Source organism: Alkalicoccus saliphilus (assembly GCF_003044065.1).
GTDB classification, from domain to species: Bacteria; Bacillota; Bacilli; order Bacillales; family Salisediminibacteriaceae; genus Alkalicoccus; species Alkalicoccus saliphilus.
The window spans coordinates 1-16,663 of sequence record NZ_PZJJ01000014.1 but is presented as its reverse complement, the minus strand read 5'-3'; the positions used below and the strand labels follow the sequence as shown (position 1 = coordinate 16,663).

General features: G+C 47.6%; 15 protein-coding genes. 5 read left to right on the top strand and 10 right to left on the bottom strand.

Annotated elements, in window-relative coordinates; translation table 11 throughout:
• The first annotated feature begins 222 nt into the window (after window positions 1–222).
• A complete protein-coding gene (locus tag C6Y45_RS09585) occupies window positions 223–1,704 on the top strand; it encodes a BCCT family transporter (RefSeq protein ID WP_245922631.1) in 1,482 nt (493 codons plus the stop codon).
• A 397-nt stretch (window positions 1,705–2,101) separates the two neighbouring features.
• Here the strand turns inward: C6Y45_RS09585 and C6Y45_RS09580 are convergent, their stop codons facing one another.
• The 4 genes from C6Y45_RS09580 to C6Y45_RS09565 all read right to left on the bottom strand — a co-directional run bounded on the left by C6Y45_RS09580 (window position 2,102) and on the right by C6Y45_RS09565 (window position 5,608).
• A complete protein-coding gene (locus C6Y45_RS09580) occupies window positions 2,102–2,356 on the bottom strand; it encodes a fascin domain-containing protein (protein WP_107585003.1) in 255 nt (84 codons plus the stop codon).
• Between the two features lie 72 nt (window positions 2,357–2,428).
• Window positions 2,429–4,027: an ABC transporter permease gene (locus C6Y45_RS09575; RefSeq protein WP_245922630.1), complete on the bottom strand. Its 1,599-nt coding sequence runs from the start codon at window positions 4,025–4,027 to the stop codon at window positions 2,429–2,431.
• The gene (locus C6Y45_RS09570) at window positions 4,027–4,929 is read right to left on the bottom strand and encodes an ABC transporter ATP-binding protein (RefSeq protein ID WP_107585001.1); all 903 of its coding nucleotides are present in this window, start codon (window positions 4,927–4,929) and stop codon (window positions 4,027–4,029) included. Before C6Y45_RS09570 ends, C6Y45_RS09575 begins: the two co-directional genes overlap by 1 nt.
• A 13-nt stretch (window positions 4,930–4,942) precedes the next feature.
• Window positions 4,943–5,608 (bottom strand): TetR/AcrR family transcriptional regulator, encoded by a 666-nt coding sequence (locus C6Y45_RS09565; RefSeq protein WP_245922629.1) that lies wholly within the window; start codon window positions 5,606–5,608, stop codon window positions 4,943–4,945.
• Window positions 5,609–5,762: 154 nt separating this feature from the next.
• Between C6Y45_RS09565 and C6Y45_RS09560 the strand changes: the two genes are divergently transcribed.
• Together C6Y45_RS09560 and C6Y45_RS17200 are read left to right on the top strand one after the other, a co-directional pair.
• Window positions 5,763–6,938 carry a pyridoxal phosphate-dependent aminotransferase gene (locus tag C6Y45_RS09560; protein WP_107585000.1) on the top strand — a complete coding sequence of 392 codons (1,176 nt, stop codon included), beginning with the start codon at window positions 5,763–5,765 and terminating at the stop codon, window positions 6,936–6,938.
• A gap of 360 nt (window positions 6,939–7,298) precedes the next feature.
• A complete protein-coding gene (locus C6Y45_RS17200) occupies window positions 7,299–7,808 on the top strand; it encodes a VOC family protein (protein ID WP_146159169.1) in 510 nt (169 codons plus the stop codon).
• Window positions 7,809–8,375: 567 nt separating this feature from the next.
• Here the strand turns inward: C6Y45_RS17200 and C6Y45_RS09550 are convergent.
• Entirely contained in the window at window positions 8,376–9,827 is a 1,452-nt protein-coding gene (locus tag C6Y45_RS09550) for an NADP-dependent isocitrate dehydrogenase (RefSeq protein WP_218017809.1), read from the bottom strand.
• Between the two features lie 219 nt (window positions 9,828–10,046).
• On the opposite strand from C6Y45_RS09550, the gene C6Y45_RS09545 reads away from it, so the two are divergent.
• On the top strand, window positions 10,047–10,298 hold the full coding sequence (locus C6Y45_RS09545) for an SHOCT domain-containing protein (protein WP_218017808.1): 252 nt from the start codon (window positions 10,047–10,049) through the stop codon (window positions 10,296–10,298).
• 22 nt (window positions 10,299–10,320) lie between these two features.
• Window positions 10,321–11,232 (top strand): F510_1955 family glycosylhydrolase, encoded by a 912-nt coding sequence (locus C6Y45_RS09540; RefSeq protein WP_107584997.1) that lies wholly within the window; start codon window positions 10,321–10,323, stop codon window positions 11,230–11,232.
• Window positions 11,233–11,331: 99 nt separating this feature from the next.
• Here C6Y45_RS09540 and C6Y45_RS09535 read toward each other — a convergent pair whose 3' ends face one another.
• From C6Y45_RS09535 to C6Y45_RS09515, 5 genes are all read right to left on the bottom strand, one after another.
• The gene (locus tag C6Y45_RS09535; protein ID WP_160058276.1) at window positions 11,332–12,738 is read right to left on the bottom strand and encodes a sensor histidine kinase; all 1,407 of its coding nucleotides are present in this window, start codon (window positions 12,736–12,738) and stop codon (window positions 11,332–11,334) included.
• Window positions 12,735–13,436, bottom strand: a complete 702-nt coding sequence (locus C6Y45_RS09530; RefSeq protein ID WP_107584995.1) for a response regulator transcription factor — start codon at window positions 13,434–13,436, stop codon at window positions 12,735–12,737. The genes C6Y45_RS09535 and C6Y45_RS09530 overlap by 4 nt, the downstream gene beginning before the upstream one ends.
• A gap of 74 nt (window positions 13,437–13,510) precedes the next feature.
• The gene (locus C6Y45_RS09525) at window positions 13,511–14,833 is read right to left on the bottom strand and encodes a cell wall-binding repeat-containing protein (protein WP_107584994.1); all 1,323 of its coding nucleotides are present in this window, start codon (window positions 14,831–14,833) and stop codon (window positions 13,511–13,513) included.
• A gap of 253 nt (window positions 14,834–15,086) precedes the next feature.
• On the bottom strand, window positions 15,087–15,944 hold the full coding sequence (locus tag C6Y45_RS09520) for an alpha/beta fold hydrolase (RefSeq protein WP_107584993.1): 858 nt from the start codon (window positions 15,942–15,944) through the stop codon (window positions 15,087–15,089).
• Between the two features lie 51 nt (window positions 15,945–15,995).
• The gene (locus C6Y45_RS09515) at window positions 15,996–16,529 is read right to left on the bottom strand and encodes a macro domain-containing protein (protein WP_107584992.1); all 534 of its coding nucleotides are present in this window, start codon (window positions 16,527–16,529) and stop codon (window positions 15,996–15,998) included.
• Between the last annotated feature and the right edge of the window lie 134 nt (window positions 16,530–16,663).

The window sequence follows — 16,663 nt, the reverse complement described above, 5'->3', positions numbered from 1 at the left end:
ATTGAGACTTTCTCTGTGGATTTGTGCGGTCAATTTATCATTTTTTCAGCCAATTAAGTCGTTTCGCCCAGGAATTTAATTGTTGTTATTCAAGGTATTTATTTCTATTTATGTGTGACTATACTAAAGGAATATAGGTGATGATGTTGCTGAACACCTTACCCTTTTTCTCTGTCTATGTATACTAAGGAGCAGAGTCCAAAATGGAAAGGAAGAATTAATGTGAATGAACGCTTTACGATTGTATTAAAAGTTTCCGTTTTACTGGCAGCGTCTTTCGTTGCCGTAGGTGTTTTAATACCCGATCAGCTGGAAGCATTATTTCTTTTGCTCCAGTCGTTTATGTTTCAAACATTCGGGTGGTACTTTCAGTTAATTGCTACTTTGTTTTTTATTTTTGCTGTATATCTTGCTTTCAGTAAGTACGGGCGCATCCGCCTCGGGAAGCCGGATGAAAAACCGGAATTCAGCAGAGGCACGTGGTTTTCTATGCTTTTTTCTGCAGGAATTGGTATCGGTCTCTTTTTCTTTGGAGTCTCGGAGCCGATCGGACATTTTTCCGCTCCTCCTTCCGGTGAAGGTGGGACAGCCGCGGATGCTGTCGGGGGCGTTACGTATACGTGGCTCCACTGGGGGCTTCACGCCTGGGCTATTTATGCCCTTGTAGCGCTGGCACTTGCCTTGCAGCAGTTCCGCTACAAGGCACCTGGGCTGATGAGCGCGACCCTTACTCCCCTTTTCCCGAACCATATGAAGGGCGGATGGGGACACACTGTAGATATAGTCTCCGTATTCGCTACTATATTCGGTGTTTCAGCATCTCTCGGCCTCGGTGCCCAGCAGATCAACTCCGGCCTGCAGTTTCTTTTCGGAGTACCGTATAACTTTTTTGTCCAGCTTTTAATTATGGCTGTCATTACGATGATTTTCATTGTTTCGGCAACGACCGGGATTCACCGTGGCATTAAGTATTTGAGTACGATTAATATCTCGCTTTCCGCCGCGTTTCTCCTGTTCATCGTCTTTACGGGACCAACGTTATTTCTTTTGAATATGTTTGCTTCGAGCCTCTCTCACTATGCAGCAACGTTTATTCCTATGGGGCTCCGCATGAGTCCGGTGGATGCCCAGGAAGCAGAATGGACACAGATCTGGACAGTTTTTTACTGGGCATGGTGGATTTCCTGGACGCCATTTGTGAGTATGTTTATCGCCCGGGTTTCCCGGGGCCGCTCCATCCGTGAATTTATTTCCGGGGTCATACTGGCACCAAGCCTTGTCACGTTTTTCTGGTTTGCGATGGTCGGAGGCACCGGGATCCATATGGAGCTTTATGACGGTGTGGATGTCTCGAGTCAGCCGCTTGAAACAGCTCTTTTCACCGTGTTACAGGAACTGCCGCTGAGTCTTCTCGTTTCAGTGGTGGCTATGTTTATCGTAGTCATTTTCTTCGTGACGTCCGCTGACTCAGCTACATTTGTACTCGGCATTCAGTCCACCGGAGGAAAACTGAATCCGCCGCCGACCATTAAGGTAATGTGGGGCATTATCTTTGTCTCGGCAACGTCCATTCTTCTTGCCATAGGCGGGCTGGATGCCTTTCAGACGGCGATAGTCGTTCTGGCTCTCCCGCTGTCGATTATTATTATTTTAATGTGCTTCGGCATCATGAAAACGCTGCGGGGCGAAGAAGACTATTTATAAACCGATGTTCTGTAAAGAAAGTACGTCCTTACCCGGATCAGAGCCTGTCAGTTTCATCTGACAGGCTCTTTTATTTAGAAGTGGCTGCCCCGTGTTTTTCCTTCACACATCCTGACGTGAATTAGTTTAAAGTTCCTCTTGTACGCACGCTATGGCCCCCGCTTTATGATTAATGAAAGACCTGTCATGATTAATCCCCAGCAAAAAGAAGCTTATAATGATTGAAAATCGAGCTATAATGATTAAATACCTTCTTAATGACAAATGGAGCATCTATCATGATTAAACAACCATCTATAAAGTTTATTAACCCTTTTATAATGATTAATCCCCCCTGAACAGCCGCCCGTCTCTCTCAAAATACAAATAAAAAGGAACCGCTCCGGGCGGCTCCTTTTTATTTTCTTTCCTTTTCTTTTAACAGTTCCTCCTGTTTTTTCTTCAGCGACGCTATTTTCTGCCGAAGCATATAAACTTCGCGTTCGTTCATTTCAATGATATGCTTTCTTCTCGACGGATCGGTAATCCACTTCGCGCGCCTCGCCAGCTCCTGCTTTCGTTCGATTTTTTCTTCTTCTTTTCTGACGGCTGTCTGTATCTTCCGCAGCTCCGCTTGCATTTGTACCGCTCTTCCTTTTTCATGCAGGTTCATGTCGTTTCCTCCCTGGTTGAAAAGCCGGTTTACAGACTATATTACCGTCCTTTTCTTTCTGTTAAACGTCATCTACTGAAAATCGAGGTCGCGTTTCCGGAAAGTAATAAATCCGATTACCGTCAGTACAGCAGCAATTCCTGCGAGTACGACAAGCGGCAGCACGGCCGAATCCTCCACCGGCACCTGCGGAACATGGCCGAAAGGAGTAACCATACCGACCCATTCAGGAAATTGAAAAAGTCCCCCGAGATAAAGAGCGACAAAGGAGTAAAAAAGATACACCCACACAAGCTGCGTAAATTTCGGGAGTGCTCCGATGAGCAGTACGGCAAGCCCGATCATTACAAGAACCGCCGGATAATAAGAAACGGCTGCCCCGTAGATCAACCCGAAAGCCAGTCCCTCATCCATCACGGCGTTTCCTGCTGCCCAAAGACCTGCGGCGGTCAGGGAAAGCATGATAAAACCATTTACCGCAGTTGTTCCCGTATACACGGCAAGAAGATGTGTGCGGGAAACGGCCCTCCCGAGCAGATGCTTCACCCGGTGCTTTTTTTCCTCGCCGCGGAGCTTATTGACAGCCATCAGCGGCGGAATCGTACTGAGAAGAGACAAAACAACGAGCAGCATAGGAATGAACTGTTCTGTCAGGCTCAATCCTTCCTGTTCCTGCAGAAGCTGTGCCATCAGTTCGTTTTCCGCAAAGAAAGCTTCCATATCCCCGAGTACTGATCCATAGGAAGCACCGAGAATGAAAACACCGGCCGCCCACACGATAAAACCGGTACGCTGTAGTCTCACCGTCAGACCGAGCGGATTCTGCAGTAAACGTGAAGCCCGTTCCCGGCCTTTCCCCGGTGGTACAAAGCTGTGTCCGAGATCCCGGATACTGTTCAGCCAGGAACCCGCTGCAAACAGCACGCCAGCGGAAAGAATAAGCAGAACTACAGGTCCCCAGTAATTCCCGCTGTACACTTCCGCTTTCGTTACCCATCCGAGCGGAGAGATCCAGGAAAGCGTTTCGTTGCTGATATCCGTTACTGCACGAAACAAATAAGAGCCGAGAAGCACAGCAATCGAAAAGCCGACTGTTCCCCGTGAATTGGATAACAGCTGGGCAGCCACCGCAGTTATTCCTCCGAAAAACAGACTCGCCCCTCCAAGTGCAGCCCCGTACAACAGCGATCCTTCAAGCGTCATACTGGCTTCTCCCATAGCAGCAAGTCCTAATCCCGTAAATACTGCGAGAAGTACGCTGACTAATGTCATAACGAGTATCGCCGCCATGAGCTGTGCAAGACGCCCTGCCGGCAGGGAGCGGATCATTTCTACACGCCCTTCTTCTTCCTCCCCCCGCGTCCACCGGGAAGTAAGCAGTACAGCCATCAGTCCGGCCACTACCGCTGTCATAAGAATCATCTGATGAGCGGTCATTGCCCCCATCGTATAGTTTTCCAAGTCACCCGGGCCGACCATCGCTGTCATAGCAGGGTTTTCCATCGTAAGAGCCATCGCGTCCCGCTCCTGCTGTGTCCCGTATAAATTCCGGAAAGCGACAGGCACAATCAGCGTAAAAAACGTCAGACCAACAAGCCATAGAGCAATCCTAAAACGGTCGAGACGAAGAATGAGCCGTGTGATAGTCAGTGTGTTAGCTGTGTTTCCCACTATTGTCCACCTCCTGCACCGCTGCCTCCTTCATAATGATGCATAAACAGCTCCTCGAGCGTTGGAGGAGCACTTTCCAGCTTCAAAATTCCGAAACTGCTCAGGTGGCGCATGACCGGATCGATTTTTTCCGTATCCACCTGGAAGAGCAGCCCGTTTTCCGTATCCTGAATGTCATGGATCCCCGTCATTTTCTCAAGTCCCGTTACCGGCTGTTTTGTCTGCAGAAGAATTTGTGTACGGGTGAGGTGCCTCAGCTCATTAAGAGAGCCTGTTTCAATCATCTTTCCTTCCCGGATGATGCCGACTCTGTCGCATAATTTTTCTACTTCCGACAAGATGTGACTGGAAAGCAGCACACTTTTACCCGCTGCCTGTGCTTCCCGGACATATTCCTGAAAAACCTGCTCCATCAGCGGATCGAGTCCCGAGGTCGGCTCATCGAGAATGTAAAGATCCGCATCGGAGGAAAACGCGGCAATGAGGGCTACCTTCTGCCGGTTTCCTTTAGAGTACGTGCGGCATTTTTTGGCAGGATCCAGGGAAAATCGTTCGATCAGCTCGTCTCTCCGGCTTTTATTTCCGGAGCCCCGGAGCCGGACGAATAAATCGATCACTTCCCCACCCGTTAAATTCGGCCAGAGGTTGATTTCCCCGGGGACAAAGGCTGTACGTTTATGAATTTCTACGGCGTCCGCCCAGGCATCCTTCCCAAAAATCTTCGCTTCTCCCTCTCCTGCTTTAAGCATGCCGAGCAGGACGCGGATCGTTGTCGTTTTACCGGCTCCGTTCGGGCCGATAAAACCGAAAACTTCGCCGCTCCGCACTTCAAGATTAATCTGATCCAGCGCCGTAAAGCTGCCGAATTTTTTCGTCAGGTTCGTTACCTCGACCATGTTCATGAGTATCCTCCTTTTATTCTCCGGACGGCTCTTTGTAGAAACACTTTCTCAGCAGGGCCGCGTACTCTTCCCATTTGGTAAACTGCTCTTCTGTTATCTTTTTCTCGTCCCCCATCTGCCGGATTTCCTGTTCCGCAAACCCCGTCATGGACCAGTTAAGAATTTCCACCGCTTTACCGGTATCGATGTCATCCCGGAATTTTGAAAAATCGATTCCTTCGTAAACAAATGAAAATCCACGTTCCCGCACAGCTGCCATTTTATGCTCTTTTTCTTTCCGTATTTCTTCCGCTTTCTCTTCGTGGGCACTTAACAGAAATTCAAATACCTGCGGGTGCGCCTGCTGAATCCGGAATTTAATGCGGCCGATCCGGCTCAGCCGGTCAAACAGATCTGTCTCGGAATAATCAATTTCGCTGTAGATCGTCTCCACAACAGAAACAGCGTAATCCAGCAGAAAAAAATACATCCCTTTTTTATGATGAAAATATTTAAAAAGAGACCCTTTCGAAATATCAGCTTCTGAAATAATCATGTTTGTCGACGCTTTTTTATAGCCGGATGCGGTGAATTCCTTCATTGCTGCATTAATAATACGCTCCTGTTTCTCTAATGCCAGGGCGTGAAACTTTTCATAAATGACGGGCCCCTCCTTTCTGAATAACTTTATAATGACCATATCGGTCACTTAAAATATACCAGTAAATGTCACGCTGGTCAATCGATTATTGAAACCGCTTTCAATCATAGTTGATTCTTTCTGTCGGCAGGAAGAATGTTCCGATGTGAAGAAGAATATACAGGTAAGGTATTACTTAAGGCGGTGATCTGCATTGACTTTTCAGTTCGAACAATCCGATACGTTAAAACGACTTCCGGATCAATTTTTTGCGAAACTCGCAAAAAAAGCACATAAAATTGCCATGGAAGGACACGATGTGATTAATCTCGGCCAGGGGAACCCCGATCTGCCGACGCCTCCCCATATCGTGGAAGCTCTGCAGGAAGCAGCTCCCGATCCGGAATTTCATAAGTATTCCCCGTTCCGCGGGCATCATTTTTTAAAGCAGGCGGTCTGCGATTTTTATAAGCGGGAATACAACGTAGACCTTGACCCTAAAACGGAGGTTGCCGTGCTTCCCGGTGCTAAAACCGGCCTCGTGGAGCTCAGCCAGTGTCTATTGAATCCAGGTGATACGGCACTGCTTCCGGATCCCGGGTATCCGGATTACATGTCGGGCATCGCCCTTGCCGATGCCTCGCCGGCATACATGCCTCTCCGTGCTGAAAACGGCTTTCTGCCGGATTACGCCGAGCTTTCCACGAACACACTGAATAATGCAAAACTGATGTTTTTAAATTATCCAAACAACCCGGCTTCAGCACTCGCCAACGCTTCTTTTTTTGAAGAAACAGTGAAGCTTGCGGGTAAACACAATATCTGCGTCTGCCACGACTTCGCCTATGGTGCCATCGGCTTCGACGGTGAGAAACCACGCAGTTTCCTGCAGACGGACGGGGCTAAAGACGTCGGGATTGAAGTGTACACGATGTCCAAAACGTATAACATGGCCGGCTGGCGTATCGCTTTTGCTGTCGGTAATCCGTCGGTCATCGACAGTCTCAACCTGATTCAGGATCATATGTACGTCAGTCTGTTCGGAGCGGTGCAGAAAGCAGCTGCCGCTGCACTGCAGAACCCTCAGGAAGCCGTACGTGAGCTTTCTGATACGTATGAACAAAGAAGAAACGTCCTGATCGAAAGTCTCCGTGGGATCGGCTGGGACGTCCCTTACCCTGAAGGCTCCTTTTTTGCCTGGCTTCCTGTTCCCGAAGGATGGACGTCAGAGGAGTTTGCGGACTTGCTCCTGGAAAAAGCCCACGTCGTTACCGCTCCAGGCAGCGGCTTCGGTACCCACGGGGAAGGTTTTCTGCGCACAGCGCTTCTTGCCCCGGAAGAAAGACTGAAAGAAGCTGCCGAAAGGATTGGGAAACTTGGTATACTTTAAAGCCTATCCTTAAAACAAAGAGGAGTGCTTTCGCTTCCACGTGGAGGCTTTCTGAACATAACGGCCTCAGATAATTCCATTCTCCTGCGGTCGCGGGAATGGAACTCGGTCTTTATCTTTTCAGAGTCCCCATTTTTCCCACCTCTTTCAAAGAAGGAGGTGGCCAGGCTGTTTATAAAGTTTTTTTATACAGGCCGTAGACATTCCCCTGCTTTCGCCTCCGCAGAACGCTTTCCCGGCGGGCCGGCTTCAGCTCATTTTCCATGGCGCAGGCCATGGAAAATAGCTGACGACGAGCCCCACGGCAAGCTTCCGCCGGGGAGTGCAGGAGAAAGCTGTACGTGCAGGAAGGTGAAAAACATGAAAATAAACGTTGAGGGTGTATCAGAAATTGTCATTGAGATTAAATCCATGGAAAGAGCAATTGATTTTTGGTCTAATCAGCTGGGGTTTTCAATAGTGGAACAATGGGGTTATAAGGAAGGACAATTTGATAAAAGTAATGAAAATAGATGGGCTACATGGTTATATCTTGGAGGGCCTGCAAGACTGGGATTATGGCTTCCGAGAAATTTTACGGAAAAAGAATTATTGGAGAAAAGAAAGCCAGTTTCTGAGTGGGAAGGCCTATTTGATGAAGGGGGCAGTCATGTTCATTTTGCTTTGTTTATAAGGCAGGATAATTTTGATAGTGCAATTACAGTTCTTGAAAATGCAGGAATTGAAATGAAATTAATTGAAGGAAAAAATGATAGTAATAAAGAGAGAAGGTTATATTTTAAGGATACAGAAGAAAATATTGTGGAATTTTACACACTTGATATAAAAAGCGATTACATAAGCAGGCTGCAAAATGGAGAAATAAAATAAATTATCTTCCACTAACATACCTGGTAAGAGAATCAGCCAATAAAACTGAATGAACATTCCCTGTATGGAGTTTTTGTTTTTTCTATAAATACCAACATTGCTTTAACACGGACTCTTTTAATACAGCTCTACTCAATTTCGCAAGTGTGTTTCCTCCAAATATCTAACTGTTTTCTTATTTTTAATCTTAACGTTCCTATCAACCGTGAGCTCGTAGTGAAAGACGTCGACTCCCGGAGGATCAGCGTTGTCTGAAGATCCACTTTTGTGAGGGGGGTTCTCGCAAAAGTCAGCTGAAGACCAGCCCTCGGGAAAGCGTACGTCTGAAACTGAGAGCTTATTGAATATTCTCGTTTGACTGCTTTAATGTGTATTATGAAATTCGTTCATCCTTAGTAAAAAATCAGGAGTTCCCATAACTGGTAACAGTATTATTCTTAATAGGAGAATTCCAGAAAGCGTTGGCAGAATCACCCTCACCTTCAAAAATTCCATAGAACAGAAAAAAGGTTCAGGACACACCCCTGAACCTTTTCTGCTTTTATTCACTTACAGTTAACCGCTGCTTTATTTTTTCGCTTCCGAGTAGCCTCTTTCTCCATTAAAGCTGTAAAGATTTTCAACTTGTATCCAGTCGAAACCGGCTTCTGTAATACGTGCAAGCAGTTCCTGAATATCTTTATTGCTGATAGCTTTTTCTTCTTTCGGGAGAAAACGGCAGCGCCAGTGATCCGTCTGAAAAATGTCCGTGTATCCCGGCGGATAAGCGTTCGCTCCGCGGTTCGTTATGACTGTCAGTTCAAAATCCTCTCCGGCAGTTTTTTCCACCTTCTGTCCGAGTTCATCGGAGAGCATTTCATTATTGAAAAGAAAGACATCTACACCGTCCAATTTCCGCTCAATCGAGTCATCTTTTCTATCTTTGGCTGCAATGGATACTTTATGCTGGTTTTCTTCTTTCACGGTTTTTTCGTAATTTGCGGACATGAGCTGCTCCGGCTTCTGACCGAGGCGTTCAATCACAGCGTCGGCAAACTCCTCTGTACCGACGGAAGGACCGCCTTTAGCTATATCGCCCGTGTAAATTCCGTCCTCCAGCGTTTTAAACCAGGCATTCTGGATTTTGGAAGCTGCCTCCGGCTGATCGATATGAAGCAGCATCTGCACCGCCCCGTTCAGAAGCCCGGACGGATTGGAAATGCCTTTTCCGGCGATGTCAGGAGCACTTCCGTGAATGGCTTCAAACATTGCGTATTCGTCCCCGATGTTGGCGGAACCGCCGAGTCCGACACTTCCGGAAATCTGGGCAGCGATGTCCGACCCTATATCTCCGTAAAGATTCGGCATGACTACCACGTCGAAGTCCTGCGGGGCATCCGCAATTTTCGCAAGACCGATGTCGACGATCCAATGGTCGGTTTCCATATCCGGATATTCTTCGGCAATTTCTTCAAACACTTTATGGAACAGGCCGTCGGAAAGCTTCATAATGTTGTCTTTCGTAATACACGTTACCTTTTTCCGGTTATGTTTACGTGCGTATTCAAAGGCGTGTCGGACGATGCGCTCCGTTCCCGGACGGGTAATCAGCTTCAGGCTCTGAACCACTTCCGGTGTCTGCTGATGCTCGATGCCCGTATATAAATCCTCTTCGTTTTCCCGGACGACGACGAGATCCATTTCCGGATGCTTCGTTTTTACAAACGGCGAATAGGAAATCGTGGGCCGGATGTTGGCGTACAGGCCGAGAGATGTCCGAATGGTCACGTTCAGACTTTTATATCCGCCGCCCTGTGGAGTAGTAATCGGCGCCTTCAAAAATACTTTCGTCCGCTGCAGAGATTCCCATGCTTTATCCGGAATCCCTGTCGTCCAGCCTTCCAGATAAGCATCCTTTCCAATGTCGATATACTCCGGCTCGACCTGGGCATCTGCCCGGTCGAGAATTTTTAATACCGCTTCCATAATTTCTGGTCCGATACCGTCCCCGTAAGCGACGGTGATTGGTGTTTTAGCCATCAAAAAACCTCCTCTATTTGTAGGAAAATTCCTTCTCCTCTACTATTACCCCTGTTATGAGTAGTTTTAATCAAAAGATTTTTTCAAAAAACAAATTCATTCCGTAAACGAGAACAGCTGTAATTTTTCCTGCAATCTGGAATTTTCATACTTTCTTCATATTCATGTTCTATAATTTATCATAGAAGGTTATGTCCTTGTGGAGAGGAGGCATATATAATGTTCGAATTTAACAGGATGCATGATAATTTCTGGGGAGGAAGCATGCTTTTTTCAGGGATTCTCTGGATGATTCTTTTAGTCGTTTTGATTGTAGTTCTGGTCTTTATTTTTATGAAACTTTCCGGCAGCAGTTCCAATACCGGCAGTGATAAGGACAGCAGCATGAGCATTTTAAAGGAGCGGTATGCCCGCGGGGAAATTACAGAAGAAGAATATGATCAGCGCAGGAAAAAATTAAAAGAAGATTAAATATAGAAAGGAAGACAGCTCTTTGGCTTATTGGAAAAATTTCATTGTATTTACAGGGACAGCCCTTCTCACAGCGGGGTGTGGAACATCAGAAAGTGCAGAAGATACGAGAGAAACGGCAGAAGAGATCATGCATATGCATGATGTCGCTTTTGATACTTCCGGAAGCGGCGACCCTTATATCGGTACCCACTATGGACTGCTCCACGTAGATCTGGACAAACAAGAGATGAAGTGGCAGAGCAGCCCCGAAGAACGGCATGATTTCATGGGCTTTACAGTCCTTGAAGATGGTACGTTTTTGAGCAGCGGCCATCCGGATCATTCATCAGGACTGGACGATCCGCTCGGAGTCATGCACAGTGATGACCAGGGAAAAACCTGGAATGCTGAAGTGCTTTATCAGGAAGTGGATTTCCACCAGATCGAGCCCGCTCCATCTGATCAGTCTGTGCTGTACGGATTCGATTCCTATAACAGCACTCTTTACCGATCAGAAGACGGAGGCATGAAGTGGGACACTGTCAACGATGAAGCTTTTGAGGATATCGACCTTCTGGAAATAATGGTTCATCCGGATGATGAAAACCTGCTTTCGGCCGCTTCTCCGTATGGTACGGCCCGATCTTCCGATGGCGGGGCGACATGGGAAACGATGAAAGAAGGGACAACGGTGCTCAGTTCCGCCCCGTACCAGGACGGGCACTTGATTTACAGTGCCGGGGAAGAAGAAGGATGGTTCTATACAGAGGACCTTGGAGAAACTACGGAACCTTACGATATCGCACTGCCGGAGGAGCCGGTCATCAGCCTCGATATTAACGGTCGTATTTTTGCTGCAGGGGGCTCTGAAGACTCGTTTTATGTATCGTTCGATGGGGGAGAAAACTGGGAAGTGTGGATTGATAAAGGAGAGCCTGTACAGGAAACTTAAAAAGAACAGCACTTGGGATATACATCAATGAAGCCTGTCAGGCAGTTCCTGACAGGCTTCATTGTGTTGATTAAGTCTTATTTTCGGCACAGCTTCTTTTTACCTGTATGTCTTTTGAGCCTGTACTTTCGGAAAAATAAACACAAACTCCGCTCCCCGGCTTCTGTTCCGGGCTTGAACTTTTCCCCCGTGGGCTTCGATAATCTGCCTGGCAATCGGCAGTCCGAGACCGCTTCCCCCGGTTTTTGACGTGCGCGAAGTATCAGAACGGTAGAATCTTTCCCATATGAGGCTGATGTCCTTTTCCGGAATCCCAGGACCCTCATCAGCTACCAGCACCTGTATTTCTTCTTCTGTTTCTTTCATTTTCAGAATCACGCTCGTTCCATCCGGCGTGTGGCGGAAAGCATTTCGAACAATGTTGGTCAAGGCCTGGCCGAATCTTTCCCCATCCAGCATCAGCGTTGCTTCAGAGTTTGGAACGACAGATTCAAGCCGGCAGTTTTCCTCCCGGGCCATCATCTCGTAGGAAGGAACAAGTGCTTTTAGAAGAGCGCTGATTTTTTCTTCATGAAGTTCCAGCTGAAGCTTTCCTTCATCCATTTTCGTAAGCTGAAATAAATCTTCCACGAGCCGCTCCATACGCAGTGATTCTCTGTAAATGACTCCAGCCTGTTTTATAAGTTCATCCGGCGGTGTCCGTGGGTTATCTTTCAGAAGAGCAGCGTAGGCCTTAACATAGGTGAGCGGTGTACGCAGGTCATGAGAAACATTGGATAAAAGCATGCGCCGGGACTGCTGATAGTCTTTCAGTTTTTCTGTCATTGTCTGTAACCCCCGGCTGAGCTCTCCTACCTCGTCTTTTCGGCTGCTGTTGACATCCATTTCAAAATTGCCATCCGCTACTTTTTCTGCCGCTTGTGTAAGTCTCGTCAGCGGACGTGTCATGAAATAGGAAACGAAAACAGCCAGCAGACCTGCCAGAAGAATACTTACTGCTGCCATGCCTATCGTTAGCAGAACAAGATTATTCTGAGTTGCTTCGAAACGGCTCGTGGCCTCATCGACAAATAAATAAGCGGCAGGTTCTCCATTTACCATTATCGGCTCCACCGCGTAAACATGTGGAATACTATGATGGGACTCTTCGGCAAATGAAGTGAACCCTTCTTCCACCGGTAACTCGTCCGACAGCCAGCTTACATACGCCTCACGGGCTGCTGCAGGAATTTCGGAAGTTTGATTAATGACGGTGCCATCCGGCTCCAGAAGCAGATAGTTCACCTCGTCCTGCCTTTCTTCCATAATACGCACATGCTCTACTGCTTCTTCATGGAAGTTGTCTTCCAGTACGATACGGTGCGCTTCAAGACGTTTTTCAATATCATCCAGCAGCTGCTCCCGGTAAAAGGATTCAGATATATAGTAAAAAGCCAGACTCATCGTCAAAATCAGCAGGATAAATCCACCCAGTACGAGCAGTCCTGATTTGATTGACAGCCTCATGCAGAAGATTCCTCTTTTTCCGGAAGACGGTAACCGACTCCCCATATCGTCTCAATAACTGTTTTCTCCGGAGCGACTGCCTTCATTTTTTCACGGATATTTTTAATATGCGCATCGATACTCCGGTCCAACCTCTCTTCTCCCGCTGCAGCGGCTGCATCCAGCAGCTGATCTCTTGTAAATACCTGCCCCGGGGAACGAATAAGACAGGCAAGAAGATCAAACTCTTTTTTCGTCAGTACCACCTCTCTGCCGTCTGCCTTCACCGTGCGGGAGGCAGTATCCACTTCCACTCCGTTGGCTTCATACGCAGTCATTTTTTCACGCTTCATGCTCCCCCGTCTTAGTACAGCATCCATACGGGCCGCCAGTTCAGACGGTTCAAAGGGCTTTGTAATATAATCATCCGCCCCTTCATGCAGCCCCCTTACAACTTGGTTTGTTTCCCCCAAAGCTGTCAGCATAATAACCGGGGGTGAATCCGGCAGCCGGCGAATTTCTTCAAGAAGCTCCCATCCGCTTTTTTTCGGCATCATGATATCCAGAAGCACGAGATCGTATGTTTTCTGCCGGATCATGCCTGACGCTTTAGCTGGATCGCTTATTCCAGTAACCTGGAAGTCGGTACTATTCAAACAGGCAGTGATCAAATCCAGCATCTGTGCTTCATCATCTATAGCGAGGATATGCCTGCTCATATTTTCCTCCTTTCTTTTTGGCCTGCTGCCCGGAAAAAGATCAGAGGTAGCAGCAATATGATGTCTGGAAAATATTAATGTTCGTCATGCCCTCCGCCGTCCAGCGGCTGTATTTCCATTTTATCATCGATGACACCCTGGGTCTGGAAAGAAATAATTTCTTCTCCTCCAAGAATATACCCATGGTTGTAGGGGCCTTCCATCGGATTTTCTTCAAATGAAGGTTTCAGACGGGCAAGATATTCAACATGCGCTTCTTCCAGCTCGTCATTTTCCACCCAGATCATCGGAGCGTGCTTCCCAAGATGGGCCAGCGGTGCCCCTGCGAGCGCAAGTTCCGGTTCCTCCGGAGAAGCGAATACGAGACCGTGACCTGGTTCATCAATTCCCCATCCGAAATGGTCATCCTCGTAGGCAGCAAAATCAATAGAGTGATCGACTGGTCCGTCCCCGCCGATTCTTTCCACGTCGCCGTATTCCCGGAGTTCTTCCACTACTTCTTCAGAAACCGCTGATTCTCCCCCCATGACATAAATGTTGGCACTGCCTTCCCGTTCCTCTAAAGCTTCACGCGTCGGCTCCGGCACTTCGTCCTCCACATATAAAATAGATTCGTTCATATGGGAAATCCAGCTCCCTGCCGTAATGGAAGCGATTTTGTGTTCTTCATTCATCGTACCGATAAGGACGTTTTCCGGCCGTTCACCGATGGTTTCTGCAAAACGGTCCTCTACTTCTTTCGCAAAAGCTGCCGGTTCGTCTTCCGTGATTTCATCTACCTCATACTCTTCCAGCTGCTCTCTGTCCTCATCAGAAAGCTCCAGAGCCGCAAGAATTTCTACTCCTTCTTCATTACCTTTTGGAGAAAGGCGCTCAATCTCCGCCAGTATTTCTTCTGACAGGCCCTCTTCCAGCAGCAGAAGCGGTCCGTCATTCGGATGATGTACGAGAGAAAGTGCTGCCAGCGCTTTTTCCCACTCTGCAGGATCCGCCAGAATGACTGCTCCCGGCTGGTTATGTTCATGAGTCGCCGGCCAGATAGTCTGCGAAGCAGTGATAGAGAAATGTTCGGGATTGTCTCCTTCCAGACGCGTCACATTTTTTGTGTTCATCGTCTGCAGTCCTTCTTCTGCCCCTTCATTAAAGGATTCCGGCAGTTCAGCGAAATTCTCTTCAAATTCACTGCGGCTGCCCTCCATATTCATTTCTTCATCATTTTCATTCATTTCTTCTTCCATGTTCATATTCTCTTCTTCATTCATGTCATCCATATTCTCTTCTTCGCCGCTGCCCGTGCCCTCATTATTCTGTGCAGCATTTTCTTCCTCTCCGCTGCAGGCTGCTAAAAGCAGTCCGGATGCTAAAAGGACACTGATTCCATACGTTTGTTTTTTCATTATTACCATGCTCCCTCTATAAAATGATCTTCAGTCCATTAAATCAGGAAAATTTGAAGAAAGAATGAATTTAGTTATTTTCTTCTTGTATTAAAAAGAAGAAGATTTCCCACGTATACAAGGAAATCTTCTTTACAGGCTGTTGATAAAGGGTTTATGCGTGTATAGATAGACGATGTCCTGCTTTCGCCTTCCGGGACGCTTTTCAGGCTGTCTCTATAAATCTTTTGAGACAGCCTCTTCTTTACTTCAGTTACTTTTCAGCAAGAAACTCCTTAATCAGCCGGTTCACAATATCCGGCTGTTCGTGGGCGACCCAGTGCGTCGCCTCACCGACATAGATCAGCTCAGCGTTGTCACAGAATTCCAGACTTGTTTCTGCAGTTTTCGGGCTGAGAAACTGATCACCGAGCCCCCAGATCATCCGGACCGGAACGGTAACATTCTCTTCTTTGATCCGGGCATACTTTAGTGCGCGGTACCAGTTGAGCATGCCTGTAAGAGCTCCTTCCCGGTACCAGGCTTTTTCATACTGCTCCAGATCTCCTTCTGAAAAGGTTCCGGGAACAGACGGGTTTGTCAGCGCCCGTTTCAACGATTCGTACTTGTTCTGCTCAAATACCTTTTCAGGAGCTTCAGGAATCTGAAAGAAAAGCATGTAGGAGCTTTTCAGCCACTGCTGCGGGTATCGCATCATCGCTTTTCTCATCGCCCCGGGATACGGAATATTGACGGCGGCAAGCTTTTTCACGTACTCCGGGCGTGTTACCGAAACATGCCAGGCAACGGCTCCTCCCCAATCATGCCCCACAAGATAAGCCGTTTTTCTTCCAAGAGCATCGATCAGCCCCGTAACATCATCCCGGAGAATATCAATCGCATAGTTCGCTGCTCCTTCCGGCTTCTCACTCAGATTGTATCCCCGCTGGTCCGGCACAACGACACGGTATCCGGCTTCCGCCAGCGGCTGTATCTGTTTATGCCAGCCGTACCAGAACTCCGGAAATCCGTGCAGCAGCAGAACGAGCGGTCCGTTTTTCGGACCGGCAGAAGCTGTGTGCAGTGTAATTCCATTCGTATCAACATAGTCAAATTCTACTTTCCAGGTCATAAAATTCCTCCTCAAAGAGTCCAGAACCAACTCCAGCAAATAATTAATGTTCTATACGAGTTTTTTCTCCAGTGCTTTTCTGTAAGCATCCGCTTCTTTACTGCTGAAGAGCACGAAACGGACAAAATCTACGTGTGCTAAGTCCGGAAGAACTTCGATAACCGTATCGACAGCGAGGTCAAGCGCCTTGTCAAATGGATAACCGAAGGCTCCCGTGGAAATCGCAGGAAAAGCAATGCTCTTCTGCTTTTCTTTTTCCCCTAAATGAAGTGTTTTTTCGTAGCAGCTTTTCAACAGTTCGTCTTCCGGGGTATCCTGTCCGTAGACTGGCCCGAGACAGTGAATCACTTTGTTATTGGGAAGCTTAAATGCCGGGGTGATTACCGCTTCCCCCGGGGCTAACGGAGCATATTTTCTGCCAGCTTCCGCTAGTTCCGGTCCTGCCGCCCGGTGAAGTGCTCCGGCGACACCCCCTCCCGTTTCCAGACGGGCATTCGCAGCGTTTACGACAGCATCTATATCCTGCTGAGAGGCAATGTCCCCCTGCACGACTTCCAGCTTTTTCCCTTTGTATTCCCAGACCATATTAATACCTCCTCGTATAGTATGTTTAAGTCCCTTTGGAACTTATCAATTTCTCTTGCTTTCTTCTCAAGGATACTTTCCTCTTGGACACCTCGAGATATTTCTAGATAATGGTCTTAGGATCATTTGGGACA

What these genes read in the sequence shown, in the direction of transcription:
- C6Y45_RS09515 (WP_107584992.1), bottom strand. Translation starts at nt 16,529, where the DNA reads ATGGTCTGGGAATACAAAGGGAAAAAGCTGGAAGTCGTGCAGGGGGAC.
- C6Y45_RS09570 (WP_107585001.1), bottom strand. Translation starts at nt 4,929, where the DNA reads ATGAACATGGTCGAGGTAACGAACCTGACGAAAAAATTCGGCAGCTTT.
- C6Y45_RS09530 (WP_107584995.1), bottom strand. Translation starts at nt 13,436, where the DNA reads ATGAGCAGGCATATCCTCGCTATAGATGATGAAGCACAGATGCTGGAT.
- C6Y45_RS09545 (WP_218017808.1), top strand. Translation starts at nt 10,047, where the DNA reads ATGTTCGAATTTAACAGGATGCATGATAATTTCTGGGGAGGAAGCATG.
- C6Y45_RS09580 (WP_107585003.1), bottom strand. Translation starts at nt 2,356, where the DNA reads ATGAACCTGCATGAAAAAGGAAGAGCGGTACAAATGCAAGCGGAGCTG.
- C6Y45_RS09550 (WP_218017809.1), bottom strand. Translation starts at nt 9,827, where the DNA reads ATGGCTAAAACACCAATCACCGTCGCTTACGGGGACGGTATCGGACCA.
- C6Y45_RS09525 (WP_107584994.1), bottom strand. Translation starts at nt 14,833, where the DNA reads ATGAAAAAACAAACGTATGGAATCAGTGTCCTTTTAGCATCCGGACTG.
- C6Y45_RS09565 (WP_245922629.1), bottom strand. Translation starts at nt 5,608, where the DNA reads ATGGTCATTATAAAGTTATTCAGAAAGGAGGGGCCCGTCATTTATGAA.
- C6Y45_RS17200 (WP_146159169.1), top strand. Translation starts at nt 7,299, where the DNA reads ATGAAAATAAACGTTGAGGGTGTATCAGAAATTGTCATTGAGATTAAA.
- C6Y45_RS09520 (WP_107584993.1), bottom strand. Translation starts at nt 15,944, where the DNA reads ATGACCTGGAAAGTAGAATTTGACTATGTTGATACGAATGGAATTACA.
- C6Y45_RS09535 (WP_160058276.1), bottom strand. Translation starts at nt 12,738, where the DNA reads ATGAGGCTGTCAATCAAATCAGGACTGCTCGTACTGGGTGGATTTATC.